Source organism: Kitasatospora sp. NPDC056651, from assembly GCF_042792155.1.
Taxonomy (GTDB): Bacteria; Actinomycetota; Actinomycetes; order Streptomycetales; family Streptomycetaceae; genus Kitasatospora.
The window spans coordinates 1-17,044 of sequence record NZ_JBHTWX010000152.1 but is presented as its reverse complement, the minus strand read 5'-3'; the positions used below and the strand labels follow the sequence as shown (position 1 = coordinate 17,044).

12 protein-coding genes, 1 pseudogene and 2 riboswitches are annotated in these 17,044 nt (G+C 74.6%); of the genes and pseudogenes, 7 read left to right on the top strand and 6 right to left on the bottom strand.

Annotated features, from left to right (window positions below):
* Positions 1 to 1,358, bottom strand: a 1,358-nt coding sequence (locus tag ACFRAR_RS36015) for a prenyltransferase/squalene oxidase repeat-containing protein (protein WP_380704159.1), incomplete at its 3' end; no start/stop codon positions are given.
* Positions 1,359 to 1,575: 217 nt separating this feature from the next.
* Positions 1,576 to 1,653, bottom strand: a riboswitch (cobalamin riboswitch).
* Positions 1,654 to 1,740: 87 nt separating this feature from the next.
* A riboswitch (cobalamin riboswitch) is annotated at positions 1,741 to 1,895 on the top strand.
* Between the two features lie 104 nt (positions 1,896 to 1,999).
* Here ACFRAR_RS36015 and ACFRAR_RS36010 point away from each other — a divergent pair.
* The 5 genes from ACFRAR_RS36010 to ACFRAR_RS35990 are packed head-to-tail and all read left to right on the top strand — an operon-like array spanning position 2,000 to position 9,600.
* Positions 2,000 to 4,825, top strand: coding sequence for a prenyltransferase/squalene oxidase repeat-containing protein (locus ACFRAR_RS36010; RefSeq protein ID WP_380704157.1), 2,826 nt, complete (start codon positions 2,000 to 2,002; stop codon positions 4,823 to 4,825).
* Entirely contained in the window at positions 4,822 to 5,931 is a 1,110-nt protein-coding gene (locus tag ACFRAR_RS36005; RefSeq protein ID WP_380704155.1) for a hypothetical protein, read from the top strand. The genes ACFRAR_RS36010 and ACFRAR_RS36005 overlap by 4 nt, the downstream gene beginning before the upstream one ends.
* A gap of 2 nt (positions 5,932 to 5,933) precedes the next feature.
* Positions 5,934 to 7,172, top strand: coding sequence for a CbiQ family ECF transporter T component (locus ACFRAR_RS36000; protein ID WP_380704153.1), 1,239 nt, complete (start codon positions 5,934 to 5,936; stop codon positions 7,170 to 7,172).
* Complete coding sequence (locus tag ACFRAR_RS35995) at positions 7,169 to 8,803, top strand: ABC transporter ATP-binding protein (protein ID WP_380704151.1); 1,635 nt, start codon at positions 7,169 to 7,171, stop codon at positions 8,801 to 8,803. Before ACFRAR_RS36000 ends, ACFRAR_RS35995 begins: the two co-directional genes overlap by 4 nt.
* Positions 8,800 to 9,600: an ECF transporter S component gene (locus ACFRAR_RS35990; RefSeq protein WP_380704149.1), complete on the top strand. Its 801-nt coding sequence runs from the start codon at positions 8,800 to 8,802 to the stop codon at positions 9,598 to 9,600. Before ACFRAR_RS35995 ends, ACFRAR_RS35990 begins: the two co-directional genes overlap by 4 nt.
* 55 nt (positions 9,601 to 9,655) lie before the next feature.
* Here ACFRAR_RS35990 and ACFRAR_RS35985 read toward each other — a convergent pair.
* The 3 genes and pseudogenes from ACFRAR_RS35985 to ACFRAR_RS35975 all read right to left on the bottom strand — a co-directional run.
* Positions 9,656 to 9,904: pseudogene (locus tag ACFRAR_RS35985) on the bottom strand (response regulator transcription factor); the annotation flags it as partial.
* Between the two features lie 11 nt (positions 9,905 to 9,915).
* Entirely contained in the window at positions 9,916 to 11,415 is a 1,500-nt protein-coding gene (locus ACFRAR_RS35980) for an APC family permease (protein ID WP_380704147.1), read from the bottom strand.
* A gap of 137 nt (positions 11,416 to 11,552) precedes the next feature.
* Positions 11,553 to 12,794: an amidohydrolase family protein gene (locus tag ACFRAR_RS35975; protein ID WP_380704145.1), complete on the bottom strand. Its 1,242-nt coding sequence runs from the start codon at positions 12,792 to 12,794 to the stop codon at positions 11,553 to 11,555.
* A gap of 194 nt (positions 12,795 to 12,988) precedes the next feature.
* Between ACFRAR_RS35975 and ACFRAR_RS35970 the strand changes: the two genes are divergently transcribed.
* Together ACFRAR_RS35970 and ACFRAR_RS35965 are read left to right on the top strand one after the other, a co-directional pair.
* Entirely contained in the window at positions 12,989 to 13,648 is a 660-nt protein-coding gene (locus ACFRAR_RS35970) for a GntR family transcriptional regulator (RefSeq protein WP_380704143.1), read from the top strand.
* Positions 13,649 to 13,823: 175 nt separating this feature from the next.
* A complete protein-coding gene (locus ACFRAR_RS35965; RefSeq protein WP_380704141.1) occupies positions 13,824 to 14,990 on the top strand; it encodes a hypothetical protein in 1,167 nt (388 codons plus the stop codon).
* Between the two features lie 127 nt (positions 14,991 to 15,117).
* On the opposite strand, the gene ACFRAR_RS35960 is transcribed toward ACFRAR_RS35965, so the two are convergent.
* Positions 15,118 to 16,401, bottom strand: a complete 1,284-nt coding sequence (locus tag ACFRAR_RS35960) for an MFS transporter (RefSeq protein ID WP_380704139.1) — start codon at positions 16,399 to 16,401, stop codon at positions 15,118 to 15,120.
* 223 nt (positions 16,402 to 16,624) lie between these two features.
* Positions 16,625 to 17,044, bottom strand: a 420-nt coding sequence (locus ACFRAR_RS35955; protein WP_380704137.1) for a phosphopantetheine-binding protein, incomplete at its 5' end; no start/stop codon positions are given.

Here is a 17,044-nt window from a genome sequence, read left to right as displayed (position 1 = left end):
CCGTAGCGGAGCGAGACCGTGTCGCCGAGGCCGATGGTGGCCGAGCGGGCCGCGGCCGTCGCCGCGCCGCCGTCCACCGACAGCTTCCAGCTCGACGCGCCCGCGTTCGCGACGCCGTTGAGCGAGGTGACGGTGCCGCCGCCGCTCGCCGGGGTGACGGCGGTGACGCAGCCGGACGGCGTGGCACCGGCCGCCGCGTCGAGCACGTCGCCGAGGGTGGCGGTGGCGCCCGTCGGGGTGACGGTCACCGCGCAGGCGCGCGGGTGGCCGGAGCCGTCGTCGACGACCAGGGCGAGCCGGGCGGCGGTGCCCGGGGTGAAGGCGGTGGCGGCCGCCCAGCGCGGCTCGCCCACCGTGACCGGGGTGGGCGGCGCCGCCGTGAAACCGCCGCCGGCGACCGCGCGCAGGCCGTCCACCGAGGCGTAGGCGCTGGGGGCGGTGTCGGTGGGCTGGTAGCGGAAGCCGCCGCCGGGGTTGAACTGCTGGGCGATCAGGAAGTCCAGCGGGGTCTTGCCGCTGAGGGTGGTGAAGTCCGACCCCTGCGGGTTGATCCCGCAGGCGTTGAGGCCGGAGACGGCCCAGCCGTTGGAGTCGGTGTTGATGCCGTACATCGCGTTGAACGCGCCGGAGGGGGTCAGCTTGGCCCGGAGGAAGTTCTTCGCCCCGACGACCGCGGGGTCGGTGGCGGGCACCCCGGCCACGCACAGCGAGGCCATCGTCGCGCCGGTCATGTCGATGTCGCTGGTCTGGTTCAGCGCGGTCGGGTCGCCCGCCGCCTTGCTGTAGTTCCAGCCGCCGTCGACGTGCTGGTTGGCGCGCACCGCCGCGACCGAGGCGTCCAGCAGCGGCTGCGGCACCCGCTGGGCGCCGCTCTGGGTGCGGGCGCCGCCGAGGGCGAGCAGGGCGAAGACGGTGCCGTTGACGTTGCCGGACGGACCGTAGTAGCCGGGCTCGGCGGTCTGCCAGTAGGAGACCGCGTCGGCGACCAGGTTGCGGCCGGGGCCGACCCGGGCCGGATCGATGCCCGCCGCGTAGGAGTTGAGGATGCCGCGCTCGTAGTCGGTGACCACCGGGTTGGCGCTCGGCCAGGACGGCGCGGCGAGCTGGTTGCGGTACACCAGGCGGGCGTTCTTGGAGGCGTCGCCGCCCGGGGTGACGTCGGCGGCGGCCGTCCCGGCGGCGGCGAAGGCGCTGAACGCCCACTCGTTGGACAGGCCGCTGCCGGCGTAGCCGCCGTCCGCGCCCTGGAGGGTGCGCAGGTAGGCGACGCCGTTGGTGCGGGAGGTGGCGATCTGGGTGGGGGTGGCGGTGGCCCCGGCCGGTATCGCGGTGGCGAGCGCGCAGCCGGCGGCGGCCAGGACGGCAACGGCGGCGGCGAGGCCCCGGCGGGCGGGCAGGCTCCGGTGGGCGGAGAGGTTCCGGTGGACGGGCGGACGGGAGGCGGTGGTCACGGGAAGGGCTCCTGGGGTAGGGGGGCTCCGACCGTGCCCAGGCGCGCCGACGGACGTGCGCCGGCGTGAGGGCGGCCGACGCCCGGATCGCGTGGACGGACTTCCGCAGAGCTGTGCGGCCGCCGGGCATTCGGGCTCGCGGGGTGGACGAGCCACCCCGCACACCGCTGCGCGTCAGCCCCGGATTCGCACCGGGTTCCCCCGCTCGGCCGAGCCGGGACGTTACCGTATTCAGGCCCTTGTCGACCGTGACGCAGGCGATATGACGAAGCGTTGACCCGGTCGGCGCGGGCATGGTCTGATGAAGCGTTTTTCCTCCGTGGCTGTCAGGGGAAGCCGGTGCGAATCCGGCGCTGTCCCGCAACCGTGTGCCCGTCGTGGCGAGCCGTTCCGGCTCGTGGCGGCGGACGAGTCGGAATGCCTGCGCCACGGAACACGCACGAGCGTCGTCGAGGACTGCGACGCGGTACGGAACGCCCCCGTCCCGGGGCGTGCCCTGCTGCGTCCCCGTGTCCGCGCCGGCGCCGGAGTCACAGGGAGTCGTTTCCGTGCCGGTCCACAGACACCGTCCCACCGGGTGGCGGCGAGGCACCGCCGTCCCGGCGGCGGCCACCGCCCTCGCCCTCACCGCGGGCAGCCTGGCCCTGGCGGCACTGCCCGGGACCGCGCACGCGGACCCGATGGAGCAGTGCACCGCCACCTCCGGCGCGGTCGTCGCGGTCGACTTCGGACCGTTCGGCGGCGGCGTGCTGCGCGGCTGCGACGCCCACCCCACCACCGGGATGAACCTGCTGCACAACGCCGGGTTCAGCACCACCGGCACCGCCCACGACGGCCCCGGCTTCATCTGCCGGCTCGGCAACGGCGCGTTCGACGGCGGCACCCAGTACCCGACCCCGGACAAGGAGGCCTGCGTCAACACCCCGCAGGCGACCGGGTACTGGTCCTACTGGATCGCCCCCGCCGGACAGGACACCTGGAAGTACGCCACGCTCGGCGCGATGTCCCAGAAGCCCGGCCCGGGCGAGGTCGAGGCCTGGGTGTACGGCGGCACCGACATCGGCGGCACCAGCGGCACGCCGACCTTCAGCCCGGCATCGGTCCGCGCCACCGGCGGTGCCTCGCCGTCGCCGACCGGCGGCGCGAGCCCGACCGCCTCCCCGACCACGACGCCCACCGGCACCCCGAAGCCGTCCACCGGCGACCTGCCCGCCGCCGCCCGCTGGCTGATCGGCCGGCTGACCGACGGGGACCACGTCGTCGACGACTGGGGCACGGTCGACCACGCCGCCACCGCCGACACCGCCCTCGCGCTCGCCGCGACCGGCGGGCACGACGACACCGTGCGCAAGCTCATCGCCCACCTCGCCGCCCACACCCAGGAGTTCGCGTTCCCCGCCGGCCCCGACGCGGCCCCCGGCGTGCAGGCGGCCGCACTGCTCGCCCTGGTCGCCGAGGCCACCGGCGGGAACCCGCGCGACTTCGGCGGCCACGACCTGATCGCCGCGCTCGCCGGCCACGTCTGCGACGCCCCCGGCAAGGCCGGCGCCTGCACCGCCGCCGGGGACTTCGAGGGCGCCACCTGGCCGATCAACCAGGCGTACGCCCTGCTGGCCCTCGCCCGGGCCGGGGCGGACGTCCCGCCGAGCGCCGTCGCCCGGCTCGCCTCCGCCCAGTGCGCCGACGGCGGCTTCTCGTCCGTCAACATCGCCCCCGGCGACCACTGCGAGGCCGACCCCGCCACCACCGCCCTGGCCGCCCTCACCCTGCGCCGGGCCGGGGCCGCCCCCGAGACCGTCCAGCGGACCACCACCTGGCTCGCCGCCCGGCAGGAGCCCGACGGCGGCTTCCGGCCGTACGCCGGAGCCGGCACGGGCGACACCACCACCACCGCGCTGGCCGCCCAGGCCCTGCACGCCGCCGGCAAGGCCGACGCCCGCGCCGCCGCCACCGGCTGGCTCGCCGCCCGGCAGCTGCCCGGCGGCGGCTTCGGCGCCGACCCCTCGGCCGTCGACGCCGACCACTTCGCCACCGAGCAGTCCGTCCTGGCCCTGGCCGGCACCGACCTCGCCGAGCTGACCCACGACCTCACCACCCCGCAGCCCGGCGGCCGGATGCCCGACCTCGCCAAGGGCGGCGCCTACCTCACCGACCCGGCCCGGCTGCTCGACGGCCACTACTACGAGTCCTTCCCCGGCACCGGCTTCGGCGACTTCGGCCTCACCATCGACGCCGGCTTCGCGCTCGCCGCCACCGGCACCGACGACGCCGCGCTGCGCCGCCTCACCGACTTCCTCGACGGTCGCGGGGCGGACGGCAGCGGGCGCACCGTCGACGACTGGACCGGTGTGGGCACCGAGTTCGCCGGCGGCGGCTCGATCGGCAAGGCCGCGCTGTTCGCCGAGGTGACCGGCCGCAACCCGCGCGCCTTCGCCAGGCAGGACCTGATCGCCGCCCTGGCCGCGGCGGTCTGCGCCGAGCCCGGCAAGGCCCCCGACACCTCCTGCGCCGACCGCGGCAACTACCGGTACGCGACCTCGGTGTTCTCCCAGTCCCTCGGCGTCATGGCCCAGCTGCGGGCCGGGGACGCCGCCCACGCCGCCGAGCCGGTGCGCTACCTGAGTGGCCTCCAGCATCCGGACGGCTCCTGGCCGAGCCTGATCCCGGCCACCGGTGACTCCGACGTGGACAGCACCGCGATCGCCGCGATGGCGCTCGACCTGCGCACCGACGACCCGGAGGCCAAGCGGGCCGTGGACCGCGCGGTCGCCTGGATCGAGGGCCGGCAGCTCGCCGACGGCGGCTTCCCCGGCGCGGCCGGGGACTCCACCAACTCGGCCGCCCTCGCCGTCCAGGCGCTCTCGCTGCGGGCCGGGCAGTACGGCACCGCGATCGCCCGGGCCCGGGACTTCCTGGCCGGGCAGCAGAACCCGGACGGCGGCTTCAACGTCGCGGCCGGGGGACAGCCGGGCTCGGACGTGCGGGCGTCCACCCAGGTGCTGGGCGGCGCGGTCGGCACCTCCTTCGGCACGCTGAGCCGGCCGGTGGGGGGTGAGGCCACCCCGCGGCCGACCGCGTCGCCGACGGGCTCGGGCTCGCCCACGGCGTCCGGGCCGTCCACCGCCACCAACTCGCCCGCCGCCACCAACTCGCCCGCCGCCACCAACTCGCCCACCGCCACGGGCTCGCCGGGCGCCGGTGGCGCGGACGACGGCGCCGGGCCGGCCGGCAACCCCGGCCCGACCGGCTCCGACCTGGCCCGGACCGGCACCGACGTGGACGCCCTCGCCCTGCCGGCGGTGGCCCTGCTGCTGGCCGGCGGCACCGCCGTCGGCATCCGCCGCGCCCGCACCAGCCCGGGGAGGCACCGGTGAACACCCCCCGTACGAACGGCCGTCGGACGGCGTCCCCGCTCGGCGCCGTGACCGGCGTCCTGGCCCTGCTCGGCACGGCCACCCCGGCCGCCGCCACCCCGCAGCCGATCGACCAGTGCACCGCCGGCTCGGGCGTCGTCCTGGCCGTGGACATGAGCAGGTGGGGCGGCCCGGTGCTGCGCTCCTGCGGCACCACCCCGACCAGCGGCTACGAGCTGCTCAACCAGGGCGGCTGGCGGACCACCGGCACCGGCCACGACGGCCCGGCCTTCATCTGCCGGATCGGGTACAGCGGTTACCAGGGCGGCAAGCAGTTCCCGACGGCCGACCAGGAGAAGTGCGTGCTCACCCCGCCGGCCAGCGCCTACTGGTCGTACTGGCACGCCGATCCCGGGGACAAGGACTGGAGTTACAGCCAGCTCGGCGCGATGTCCTACCACCCGAAGCCCGGCAGCGTCGACCTGTGGATCTTCGGCGGCACCAACATCGAGGGCACCGAGGGCCGCCCCACCGTCTCGCCGGAATCGCTGCGGGCCCACAACACCGCCCCGGGCGGCAGTGGAAGCTCCGGCAGCTCCGGCGGGACCGGAGCGGGCACCGGCTCGGGCGGCAACGGCGCCGGCGGGTCCGGGAGTTCGGGCGGTGGCACCGGTGGTGGCAGCAGTAGTGGTGGCAGCAGCGGTGGCGCGGGCAGCGCCGCGAACGGCGGCGGCTCCGGCCGGGGCCCCGCGGCCACGCCCCCGCCCGCCGGGGCCCGGCCGCCCGCCGCGGGAGGTGTGCCCGCCCCCGATGTCCCCGCCCCCGACGCCCCCGCACCCGTCGACGGCGCGCCGCCCGCCGAGGGAGCGCCCGAGCAGGCCCCGACCGCCGCCGCGCCCGAGGAGACCCCGGCCCCGACCGGCACGCCCGCGCCCACCGACACCCCCGCCGACCAGGCGGCGCCGCCCCCGTCCCCGACCACCGTCGTGGTGGACGCCGCCCCCGCCGCCGAGCCCAAGACCAGCACCGGATCGGTACTGCCCCTGGTCTTCACCGTGCTGGCCGCCGTGGTGCTCGGCGGGGCCGGCGTGGCGTCCGCCCGTCGGCGCCGCCGGCGGACGCGGTGACGGTGACGACCGCGGCCCTGGACGGCCGCCGGGCGCCGCGCACCCTGCACCCGGTGGCCTGGTGGGCCTGGGCGCTGGCGCTCGCCACCGCCGCCAGCCGCACCACCAACCCGCTGCTGCTCCTGCTGGTGCTGGCCGTGCTCGGCTACGTCGTCAGCGCCCGCCGCACCGACGCGCCCTGGGCGCGCGGCTTCGGCTACTACCTCTGGCTGGCCCTGGTGGTGATCGCGATCCGGGTGGCGTTCCGCTGCGTCTTCGCGACCGGCGTCACCGCGAGCGACCACGTCATGTTCACCCTGCCGCACATCCCGACCCCGGCCTGGTACGCGGGCATCGAGATCGGCGGCCCGGTGTCGCTGGAGGCGGTGCTCTCCTCCGCCTTCGACGGGCTGCGGCTGGCCTGCCTGATCTGCTGCATCGGCGCCGCCAACACCCTGGCCAACCCCAAGCGGGCGCTGCGGGTGCTGCCGGGCGCGCTGTACGAGCTGGGCGTGGCCGTCACGGTCTCGGTGAGCGTCGCGCCGCAGCTCGTCCAGAGCGTCCAACGGGTCGCCCGGGCCCGACGGTTGAGGGCCGGCGGCGGCAAGGGCGTACGGGCGCTGCGCGGCATCGTCGTCCCCGTCCTGGAGGACGCGCTGGAACGCTCGCTGAAGCTGGCCGCCGCGATGGACTCGCGCGGCTACGGCCGCTCGGGCACCGTAGCCCGTGGCTCCCGCCTGGCCACCGGTGCCCTGATGCTGCTCGGCATGGCCGGGCTCTGCGCGGGGGCGTACGGACTGCTGGACGGCACCGCGCCGGCCTTCCTGGGCATCCCGGCGCTGCTGGCCGGCTCGGCGCTGTGCTGCGCGGGCCTGGCCCTCGGCGGGCGGCGGGTGCGCCGCACCACCTACCGGCCGGATCGGTTCCGGGCTGCCGAGTGGGGCGTGACGGCCAGCGGGATCCTGGCCGCGGTGACGCTGTTCGGCACCGTCGGCTACGACCCGACCGACCTGTCGCCCTCGCTGCACCCGCTGAGCTGGCCCGCGCTGCCGCTGGTGCCCGCCGTCGCGGTGCTGCTGGCCGGCGCGGCCGGGCTGATCGCCCCGCCGCCCGACCAGCCCCGCCCGGCGGGCCCCGCGGCGCCGACCGCCTCCGTGGCGCCGATCGCCTCCGTTTCGCCGACCGCCTCCGTGCCGCCGATCGCCCCGCCCGCCAAGTCTGTTCCGCCGCATGACCGCACCGACGCCGAGGTACCACAGTGATCCGTTTCGACCACGTCGGCGTCCGCTACCAGGGCGCCGCCGAACCCGTGCTGCGCGACGTCGACCTGCACGTCCCCGAGGGCGAGCTGTGCCTGGTGGTCGGCCGCACCGGCGTCGGCAAATCGACCCTGCTCGGCGCCGTCAACGGACTGGTCCCGCACTTCACCGGCGGCACCCTGCGCGGCCGGGTCACCGTGGACGGCCGGGACACCGCCGACCACCCGCCGCGCGAACTCGCCGACGTGGTGGGCGTGGTGGGGCAGGACCCGGTGGCGGGCTTCACCACCGACACGGTGGAGGAGGAACTCGCCTACGCGATGGAGCAGTTGGCGATCCCGCCGGAGACGATGCGCAAGCGGGTCGAGGAGACCCTCGACCTGCTGGGCCTGGCCGAGCTGCGCCACCGCGCCCTGCACGAGCTGTCCGGCGGGCAGCAACAGCGGGTCGCCATCGGTTCGGTGCTCACCGCGCACCCGCGCGTCCTGGTGCTGGACGAGCCCACCTCGGCGCTGGACCCGACCGCCGCCGAGGAGGTGCTCGCCGCGATCACCCGGCTGGTGCACGACCTGGGCGTCACCGTGCTGCTCGCCGAGCACCGGCTGGAGCGCGTCGTCCAGTACGCCGACCGGGTCGTCCACCTGCCCGGGGACGGCACCGTCGTGCACGGCCCGCCCGCCGAGCTGTTCGCGGACACCTCGGTCGCCCCGCCCGTCGTCCACCTGGGCCGGCTGGCCGGGTGGCGCCCCCTGCCGCTGTCAGTCCGGGACGCCCGCCGGGCCGCCGCGCCGCTGCGGGAGCGGCTCACCGGACTGCCCGTTCCACCGCCGCGCCGGGCAGCGGCGGCGGGGGAGCGGGTGCTGGAAGCCCACGGGGTGGTGGTCCGGTACGGGCCGGTGGCGGCCGTCCGGGAGGTCGACCTGGAGCTCCGGGCGGGCGAGGTGACCGCGCTGATGGGCCGCAACGGCTCCGGCAAGTCCTCGCTGCTGTGGGCCCTCCAGGGCTCCGGCCCCCGGCAGGGCGGCACGGTCAGGGTCGCCGGGGCCAGGCGCGGCGTCGACCCGAAGCGGCTCTCCGCCGCCGAGGCCCGCAGGCTGGTCGGCCTCGTCCCGCAGACCCCGACCGACCTGCTCTACCTGGAGTCCGTCCGGGACGAACTCGCCCAGGCCGACCGGGAGTCCGCCACCGACGGCCCGAAGGCCCGGGAGATCCTGGACCGGCTCGCCCCCGGCATCCCGGACAGCGGCCACCCCCGGGACCTCTCCGAAGGGCAGAAGCTCGCCCTGGTGCTCGCCGTCCAACTCGCCGCCGCACCGACGGTGGTGCTGCTGGACGAGCCGACCCGGGGCCTGGACTACGCCGCCAAGGAGGCGCTGGTGCGGATCGTCGACGGGCTCGCCGCCGAGGGCCGCAGCGTGGTGATCTCCACCCACGACGTGGAGTTCGTCGCCTCCGCCGCCGACCGGGTGGTGGTGATGGCCGAGGGCGAGGTGGTGGCGGACGGGCCGACAGTCGAAGTCGTCACCGCCTCACCGACGTTCGCACCGCAGACCGCCAAGGTCCTCTCCCCACTGCCCTACCTGACGATTCATCAGGTCTCGGCCGCGCTGGACCGGACGGCGGTGGAGCGGTGAACTCCGTGGCCGCGGTGCGGATTCCGGGCCGGGCCCGGATCGCCGTCGCGCTGGCCGCCTTCGTCGGACTGGTCGCCTTCTGCTGGCCGTTCGTCGTCGCGCCCGGCAGGTTCGGCTCCTCGTACGCCCCGCCGCTGATCTTCGGCGCGCTGCTGGTGCTGGTGATCGCCGTCGTGGTGGCCGAGATCTCGGCGGGCGGCATCGACGCCAAGGCACTGGCCATGCTCGGGGTGCTCTCCGCCGTCAACGCCGGACTGCGACCGCTCGGCGCGGGCACGGCGGGCATCGAGACGGTCTTCTTCCTGCTCGTCCTGGCCGGGAGGGTGTTCGGCCCCGGCTTCGGCTTCACCCTGGGCTGCACCTCGCTGTTCGCCTCCGCGCTGCTGACCGGCGGCGTCGGGCCCTGGATGCCGTACCAGATGTTCGGCTGCGCCTTCGTCGGGATGCTCGCGGGAATGCTGCCGAGGGCCCGGGGGAAGGGGGAGATCGCCCTGCTCGCGGTGTACGGCTCGGTCTCCGGCTACCTGTTCGGCTTCCTGCTCAACCTGTCCTTCTGGCCGTTCTCGCTGGACCCGAACAGCTCCATCGCCTACCTGCCGGGACTGCCGTTCACCGAGCAGTGGCACCGCTACCTGCTGTTCGACCTGGCGACCTCGCTCGGCTGGGACACCGGCCGCGCCGTCACCACCTTCACGGCGGTCCTGATCGTCGGCCCGGCCGTGCTGACCGTCTTCCGCCGCGCCGCCCGCCGGGCCAACTTCGAGCCCGAGGTGCGCTTCGAACCGGCGGCCGGCTGAGCCCGCCGGGGGCAGCGCGACGTCCGGCCGGGAACCCCGTCACCAACCTCCGTGGTCAGTACAGCCGGCTCCTGTTCAGCAGCCCGCGTTCGAGGGCCACGACCACCGCGTGGGTGCGGTCGCTGACGTCGAGCTTGGCGAAGATCCGCAGGAGGTGGGTCTTCACCGTCGCCTCCGCGATGACCAGCCGCCGGCCGATCTCCACGTTGGAGAGTCCGTCGGCGACGGCGTTCAGGACATCGGCCTCACGGGCGGTCAGGGCGCGGCGCCCCCTCGCCGTGGAGGGGGCGCCGCGCCGGTGGGCGGGTGTGAGGGTCAGTCGCGCTCGACGTCGACCTCCGTCAGGCGGGCGAAGCGCTCCGGGTCCGTGCGGCGGATCCGGCGTGCCACCAGGTAGCCGGCCACCGCGACGAGCGGGAGCGGGAGCAGCAGCACCGCGTTCACCCAGCCCGAAGCACCGGTCAGGAGACTGAAGTTGAAGACGGCGAGCACCGTCAGCAGGGCCAGTCCGGCGGCCGCCAGCAGGGGCGCCCAGACCACCCGGAAGGCCGACAGGCCGCGCCGGTCGCGGCGGAAGAACGCCCAGACCGCCACCGCCGCGAGGGCCTGCATCGCCATGATGCCCAGCACGCCCACGCTGTTGGACCAGAGCAGCACCACCAGGTAGGGGTCGGCGGCCAGCACCGCGCCCAGCAGGACCACCACCGCGTTGAAGCCGCTCTGCACCAGCACGGCCGGGCCCGGGGAACCGGAGCGCTGCGAGATCCGGCCGAGCCGTCGGGGCAGCAGGCCCTCGCGGCCGAGGGCGTAGAGGTAGCGGGCGGCCGCGTTGTGGAAGGCCAGGGTCGAGGCGAAGGCACTGACCACGATCAGGACGTGCATCGAGTCGGACAGCCAGAGGCCGACGAAGCGTTCGGCGGCGGTGAAGGTGAGGTCCGGCCCGTTGGCGGCGCGGGCGGCCGCGACGGCGGCGTCGGTGCCGTACGCGCCCATCACGATCCAGGTGCCGAGGGCGTAGAAGACGGCGAGGAAACCGATCGCGATGAAGGTCGCCCGGGGCACCGTGCGGCGCGGGTCGCGGGCCTCCTCGGCGTAGATCGCCGTCGCCTCGAATCCGGTGAAGGCGCCGATGACCAGCACGAACATCCCGGCGACGCCACCCTGGGTGAGCAGCGAGGGGTCGAAGGAGACCGGGTCGAGGGCGGCCGTGCCGCGCTCGGAGAGCACCCCGCCCTCCATCACCAGCAGCGACAGCACCTCCAGGACCAGCGCCACGCCGAGCACCTTGGCGCTGAGCGTCACCTTCAGCCAGCCCAGGACGCCGACCACCACCACGCAGACGCCCGACAGCAGCCACCACGGCACGTGCGCGCCGGTGCGCTGCTCGATGTGCTCGGCCGCGAAGTAGCCGAAGGCGGCGGCCACGCCGGGGGTGATGAGGTTGTAGCAGACCACCGCGACGTAGGCGGTGACGACGCCCAGGGTGCGGCCGAGGCCGCGCGCGACGTACGCGTAGAAGGCCCCCGCGTTGCGGACGTACATGCACATCGCGGTGAAGCCGGCGGCGAACAGGACGAGCAGCGCGCCCGAGATCAGGTACGCGGCGGGGGCCGAGGCGCCGCCGACACCGATGGCGAAGGGGGCGATGCCGGCGAGGACGGTGAGCGGTGCGGCGGCGGCGACCACGAAGAAGACCAGGTCGGTGGTGCCGATCTGGCCGCCCGCGAGGCGGCCCGGCGCGGCCGACGGTGCGGCGGGGTCGGCGGGGGCTGCGGCAACGGGGGCGGGCCGGGTTCTTTCCGCGGAGGGGTTCACGGTGGGGGCGTCCTTCCAACAGGGGTGGAGCGGGGTGGGGCCACCCCCGGCCGGACGGGCCGGGGGTGGGGCCTCGGCCGGTCGCCGGGAGTGCGGAGGGGTGCGGAGAGGTGCGGAGGGGTGTCAGAGGAGAGGTGTCAGCGGGTGCGGTCGAGGACGACCCGGCCGCCGTGCAGGACGAGCAGGCGCTCGGGGTGGGCGGCGACGGCCTCGGGCACGGAGCCGGCGGCGATCGCCACCAGGTCGGCCCGGGCGCCGGGCGTCAGACCGTAGTCGCTGAGGCCGAGGGCGGCGGCCGCGTGGGTGGTCACCAGGTCGGCGGCGAGCCCGAGTTCGCCGTCCGTCATCAGCTCGCCCTGGAGGCCGATGATGGTGGCGCGTTCGAGCATGTCGCCGGTGCCGTACGGCCACCAGGCGTCGCGGATGTTGTCGGAGCCGGCGAACACCCGGACGCCGTGCTCGTGCAGCAGCGTGACCGGCGGCATGGACCGGCTCGGCCCGTTGGTCATGATCGCCACGCCGGCGTCCGCCAGTTTCCGCGTGGTGGTGAGGAGTTCGGTGATTCCGAGGTCCCCCAGCGCGAACGCGTGACTGACCGTGACGCGGCCGCCGAGGCCGAGGGCCGCCGTGCGGTCCGCGATGTCGCGCAGCTGGGAGGCGCCGACCGGGCCGCCGTCGTGGAGGTGGATGTCCACCCCGGCACCGTGGCGCTCGGCGAGGCCGAAGACGATGTCGAGCTGGCCGTCCACGTCGCCGTCGAACCCGGCCGGGTCCAGGCCGCCGATCAGCTCGGCGCCCTCGCGCAGGGCCGCGTCCAGCAGGTCCGCGACGCCGGGGGTGGCGACCACGCCGCTCTGCGGGAAGGCGACCAGCTGGACGCCGATGACGTCGCGGACGCGCTCGCGCACCTCCAGCAGGGCGTGCAGGTGGTCGAGGCCGGTGTCCGGATCGACGTCGACGTGCGAGCGGACGTGGCCCGTCCCGAGCGCGGCCATCCGGCGGGCCAGCGTCTCGGCGCGCTCGGCGACGGGCGTGAGGTGGGCGACCTCGCGGCGCTGGACGCGCTCGGAGGCGATCTGGGCGCGCAGGTCCGCGGCGGGGCGGTGGGGCTGCCAGGGCGCGCCGAGGAAGGTCTTGTCCAGGTGCGCGTGGCCGTCGACCAGGGCGGGCAGCAGCAGCGCGCCGTGCAGGCGGACGGCGCCGGGGCGGTCGCCGTGGGTGCCGTGGGTGCTGTCGGAGCCGTGGGGACCGTCGGTTCCGTCCGCCGGCCGTCGGGCGGACACCGGGGTGAGGGCGGCGATCCGGCCGTCGGCGAGGTGGACGTCGGCCGTGCTGCCGTCGGGCAGCGTGGCGTCGAGCAGAAGGTCGGGGGTGATCACATGAACGTCCAGGATTCGGGGGTCGTGAACCCGCCCGGGCCTGCCGAGATATCGGGGGACGGCACCGGCGGCCCGGGCGGGGGCCTCAAGCTATCTGGTATACCGAATACCAGACAAGGGGTATCGGCCGCCGATCTGAAATGATCTGTGCAGCCCCGTGACCAGGCGCAGCCCCCACCCGACTGGAGCCCTCGATGACCGACACGCCCGGCGACGCCCACCAGTCGCTCCGGGACCTCGTCTACGTCCGGTTGCGCGAACGGATCATCGAGGGCGAGTACCCCGCCGGCCGCCGCCTGGTCGAACGCGAACTGGCCGAGACGATGAACGTCTCCCGCGTCCCGGTGCGCGAGGCCGTGCAACGCCTGGAGGCGGAGGGCTTCGTCGTCGTCCAGGCCCGCCGGGGTGCGGTGGTCGCCGGCTTCGGCGCCGCCGACGCCGAGCACTTCTTCGCCGTCCGGGAGCCCCTGGAGGCGCTCGCCGCCAGCCTCGCCGCGCAGCACGCCACCCCCGCCGGGCTGAAGAACCTCGAACGCATCCTCACCCGCACCCGCCGGGCCGCCGAGACCGGCCGGCTGCGCGAGATCGTCGGCCTCAACGCCGACTTCCACCGGGAGATCGTCGAACTCTCCGGCAACCCGCTGCTCCAGGACCTGATGGCCCCGCTCGACGGCCGCCTGCGCCGGCTGTTCCGCCTCACCACCGACCCCGAGAGCAGCACGCCGATGTGCACCGAGCACGAGCAGCTGCTCGCCGCCATCCGCGCCCGCGACCCCGAGGCCGCCGCCGACCTCGCCCGCTGCCACGTCGCCGGCACCCGCGCCTTCGCCCTCACCGCCCTGCGGAACGGCTGAGGCGCCGGCGCCGCCCGGAGACCCAGGACCCCGGCGATTCAGAGGATCCGGGAGCGGCCGGCTGAGGAGGGCGGCGTAGTCGAGGCCAGACCGGTCGGGAGAGGCGGCAGCCATGTATGGGATCGGTATATCGGTATATAGAAAATGTATGCGAGGGCTGAGGTGATGATGGACCATGAATCGACACAAGAGCATCAATCGCGCTCTGCTCGCGACGGCTGCGGCGTTCGGCGCCGCCCTGACCCTCGGTGTCGCGCCGGCCGTGGCCGGTACGGAGTCCTCGGCGTGGGTGCAGCTCCCCCTCGCGCCGAGGGGGAGCCTGACGAACGTCACCGCGGTCGGCACCGACACGGTGTTCGCGAGCACCGAGTTCCCCTGCCTGCCGGGAGAGTCCTGGCTCTGTGGTCAGACGTGGAAGCTGAACGGCACGACCTGGAGTCAGTTCAAGCTTCCCGACAAGCTCTCCAGCGGCTCCCCCATCGCCGGGACCGGAGCCAACGACGTCTGGTTCCTGGGGGCGGGAGTCATCTCCCCCGCGCTTGCCTATCACTGGGACGGCACGAACCTGGTCGACTACAGCCCAGGGGTGACGGGGTACAACGTACGGGCCGCGGCCGCGGTGTCTCCCGCCAGCGCATGGTCCGTCGGTACCTCCTCCTCCAACAACGACTACCGCACCGACCAGGCCGCCGTCGGCCGATGGAACGGGACCGACTGGACCATCACCAAGCTGCCGGCGATCACCGGCAAGACCACCACGCTGAACGCGGTGTCGGCCTCGTCGGAGAACGACGTCTGGGCTTCCGGGGAGCAGTGCAAGCTCTCGGGCTCGGGGGACGACCGGTGCCAGCTCTACGTGGTGCACTGGGACGGCACCGGGTGGTCGCAGGTGACCGTTCCGGACTTCTCGCCGCGCGGCATCGTGTCCATCAAGGTGATCAGCCGCGGCGGTGAGGTCTTTATCGGGGGACGGGAGAGCGACCTGAATACCCACACCCAACCGGACCGGATGTTCACCCTCCACTGGGACGGCACCAGTTGGACCAAGAACTACCTTCCGGTCACCGTCTCGGCCGACCACATGTACAGCGTCCTCAACGGGTTCGCCTACCGCGGTTCCGAGCTGTTCGCCGGTGTCTCGCACACCAAGAACGAGGGGGTCGTGCGCTGGAACGGCCAGGCCTGGGAGCAGTACGCCGGTCCGCTGGCGACGACCTCGACCGTCACCTCCCTGGCCGGCACGGTCGATGGGCGGCTTCTCGTCGCCGGATACGGATCCGACGCGAGCGGTGCCCACGACTTCTTCGCGTCCCTTCCCGCGGCCGCGCCGTCGGCCAAGTGAGCCCGGAGAGTCGGACCTGAGTTCCGGTCCGGAAACGGACTGACCGGGTCGCCACCCGCACGAGGTGGCGACCCGGTCAGTCTTTCTCCGGGGCCGCGATGGAGACCGACGATGCCGCGGGACCGCCTCAGCGGAGGACGTCGGAGAACGTGCGGATCGCCGGGCTGAGGACCGACGCCACGGCGATGGCGGCCATGGCGGCGGCGACGCCCAGGACGGTGCTCGACACGCCGTTGGAGGCGATGAGCAGGCCGCCCGCCAGCATGCCGCAGGAGTTCGCCCCCGAGGCCAGCACACCACCGACGGCGGTCACCCGGCCCTGCATCTCATCGGGGGTGATCCGGATCTGGTAGACGCCGCCCGCCACGTTCAGGAGGCCGGCGGTGAAGCTGATGCCGGCGAACAGCCCGCCCAGCAGCCAGGGGTTGGAGACGAACCCGATCGGTACGATCAGCAGCGCCCAGGCGGTGAGTACGCCGGTCACGACCTGCGGCGGCGTGAGTCGGTTCATCAACCGCGAGCTGCTGAGCGCGCCGAGGATGCCGCCGACCCCCGCCACCAGCCCGACGGCCCCGACCGAGGCCGGCGAGTGTCCGCTCTGCTTGATGACGGCCACCAGCGCGAGGCTGACGATCTGGAAGAGGAAGTTGCTGCCGGCGAGCAGCGCCGTCGCGGCCCGCACGAAGCGCTGCCCCCACACCCAGGCGAAGCCCTCGGCCAGTTCCGCCCGGATGCTGCGGGGCTCGGCCCGCCGCTCGGTCTGGAACCGTCCCTTGATGGTGAGCAGGGTGCCGAGGGCGGCCAGGTGGGCCAGGGCGGTGAAGGCGAACGGCAGCCAGGCCCCGGTCGCGTACAGGACGCTGCCCGTCGGCTGGCCGATCAGACCGGCCGCCTGCCCGCGGGCCTCGTTCTGCGCGAGCGCGGCCGACAGGTGCTGGCGGTGGACCAGGTTGCGGACGGCCGCCCGCTCGGCCAACCGGTACAGGATCGTGCAACTGCCTTCCAGGAAGGCCGCGATGACCAGGTGAGGGATCCGGAAGTGGTGTGTCAACAGCGCCGCCGCGACGCTGCCCATCGAGAGTACGCCCAGCAGGTCGCAGGTGATCATCAGGCGGCGTCGGTCCAGACGGTCGACCAGGACGCCGGCCGGCAGCTGGATCAGCAGTTGGGGGAGCAGCGCGGCGAAGCCCACCACGCCCGCGCCGACCAGCGACCCGGTGTACCAGACCACGAGCAGCGGATACGCGGTGGTGGACACGCGGGCGCCCAGCAGGGTGCTTCCGGCGCCGAGCCAGAGGCGGAGGAAGTCCCGGTTGCGGCGTAGCGGGGGCGGTGCCTGCCGCTCTGCCGTCGCATCCTTCTCCGGTGCCGGCTGCTTCGTCTCCTCCTGCTCCGTCGCCGCATTCTCCACGGACTTCTCCGCCGGCGCCGGTACAACAGGGTCGGCCGGGGCAGACCGGGCGGATGGCTCGGGGCTGCCCTTCCGGGCGGGGGAGTCCTCCCGGGCGGGGGTGTCCTCCCGGGCGGGGGTGTCCTTTGCGGTGGACGTGCCCTGCCGGTCGGACGTGGAGTCGTCCACGAGACTCATGTCGGGATGACTCCGCGGTCTTCGGTGAGCCGGTCGTCGGTGTGGTTCACTGCTGCTCCTTCTCCGCCCGCAGTGCGGCCACGACCTCGTCGTCCGGCATCTGGTCGATCTCCTCCCGGATGCGCCGTTCGACGTCCCCGCTGATCTCGGCGATCGTCGGGCCTTCGAAGATCGCCCGCACGGGCAGATCCACTTCGAACACGGACTGGATCTGCGCGGTCAGCCGGATCGCCAGGATCGAGTTGCCGCCGCTCTGGAAGAAGTTGTCGTGGATCCCGGACTCGTGCCCGAGCAACTCGGACCAGATCTCGGCGACCTGCTCCTCGACGACGGTGCGCGGTTCGACACCGACGGCCTCGCCGGACACCGGCTCCGGTGTGGGGAGGGCTTTGTGGTTGGTCTTGCCGTTGGCGTTGAGGGGGATGGTGTCGAGGGGGGTGTAGGTGGTGGGGATCATGTAGTCGGG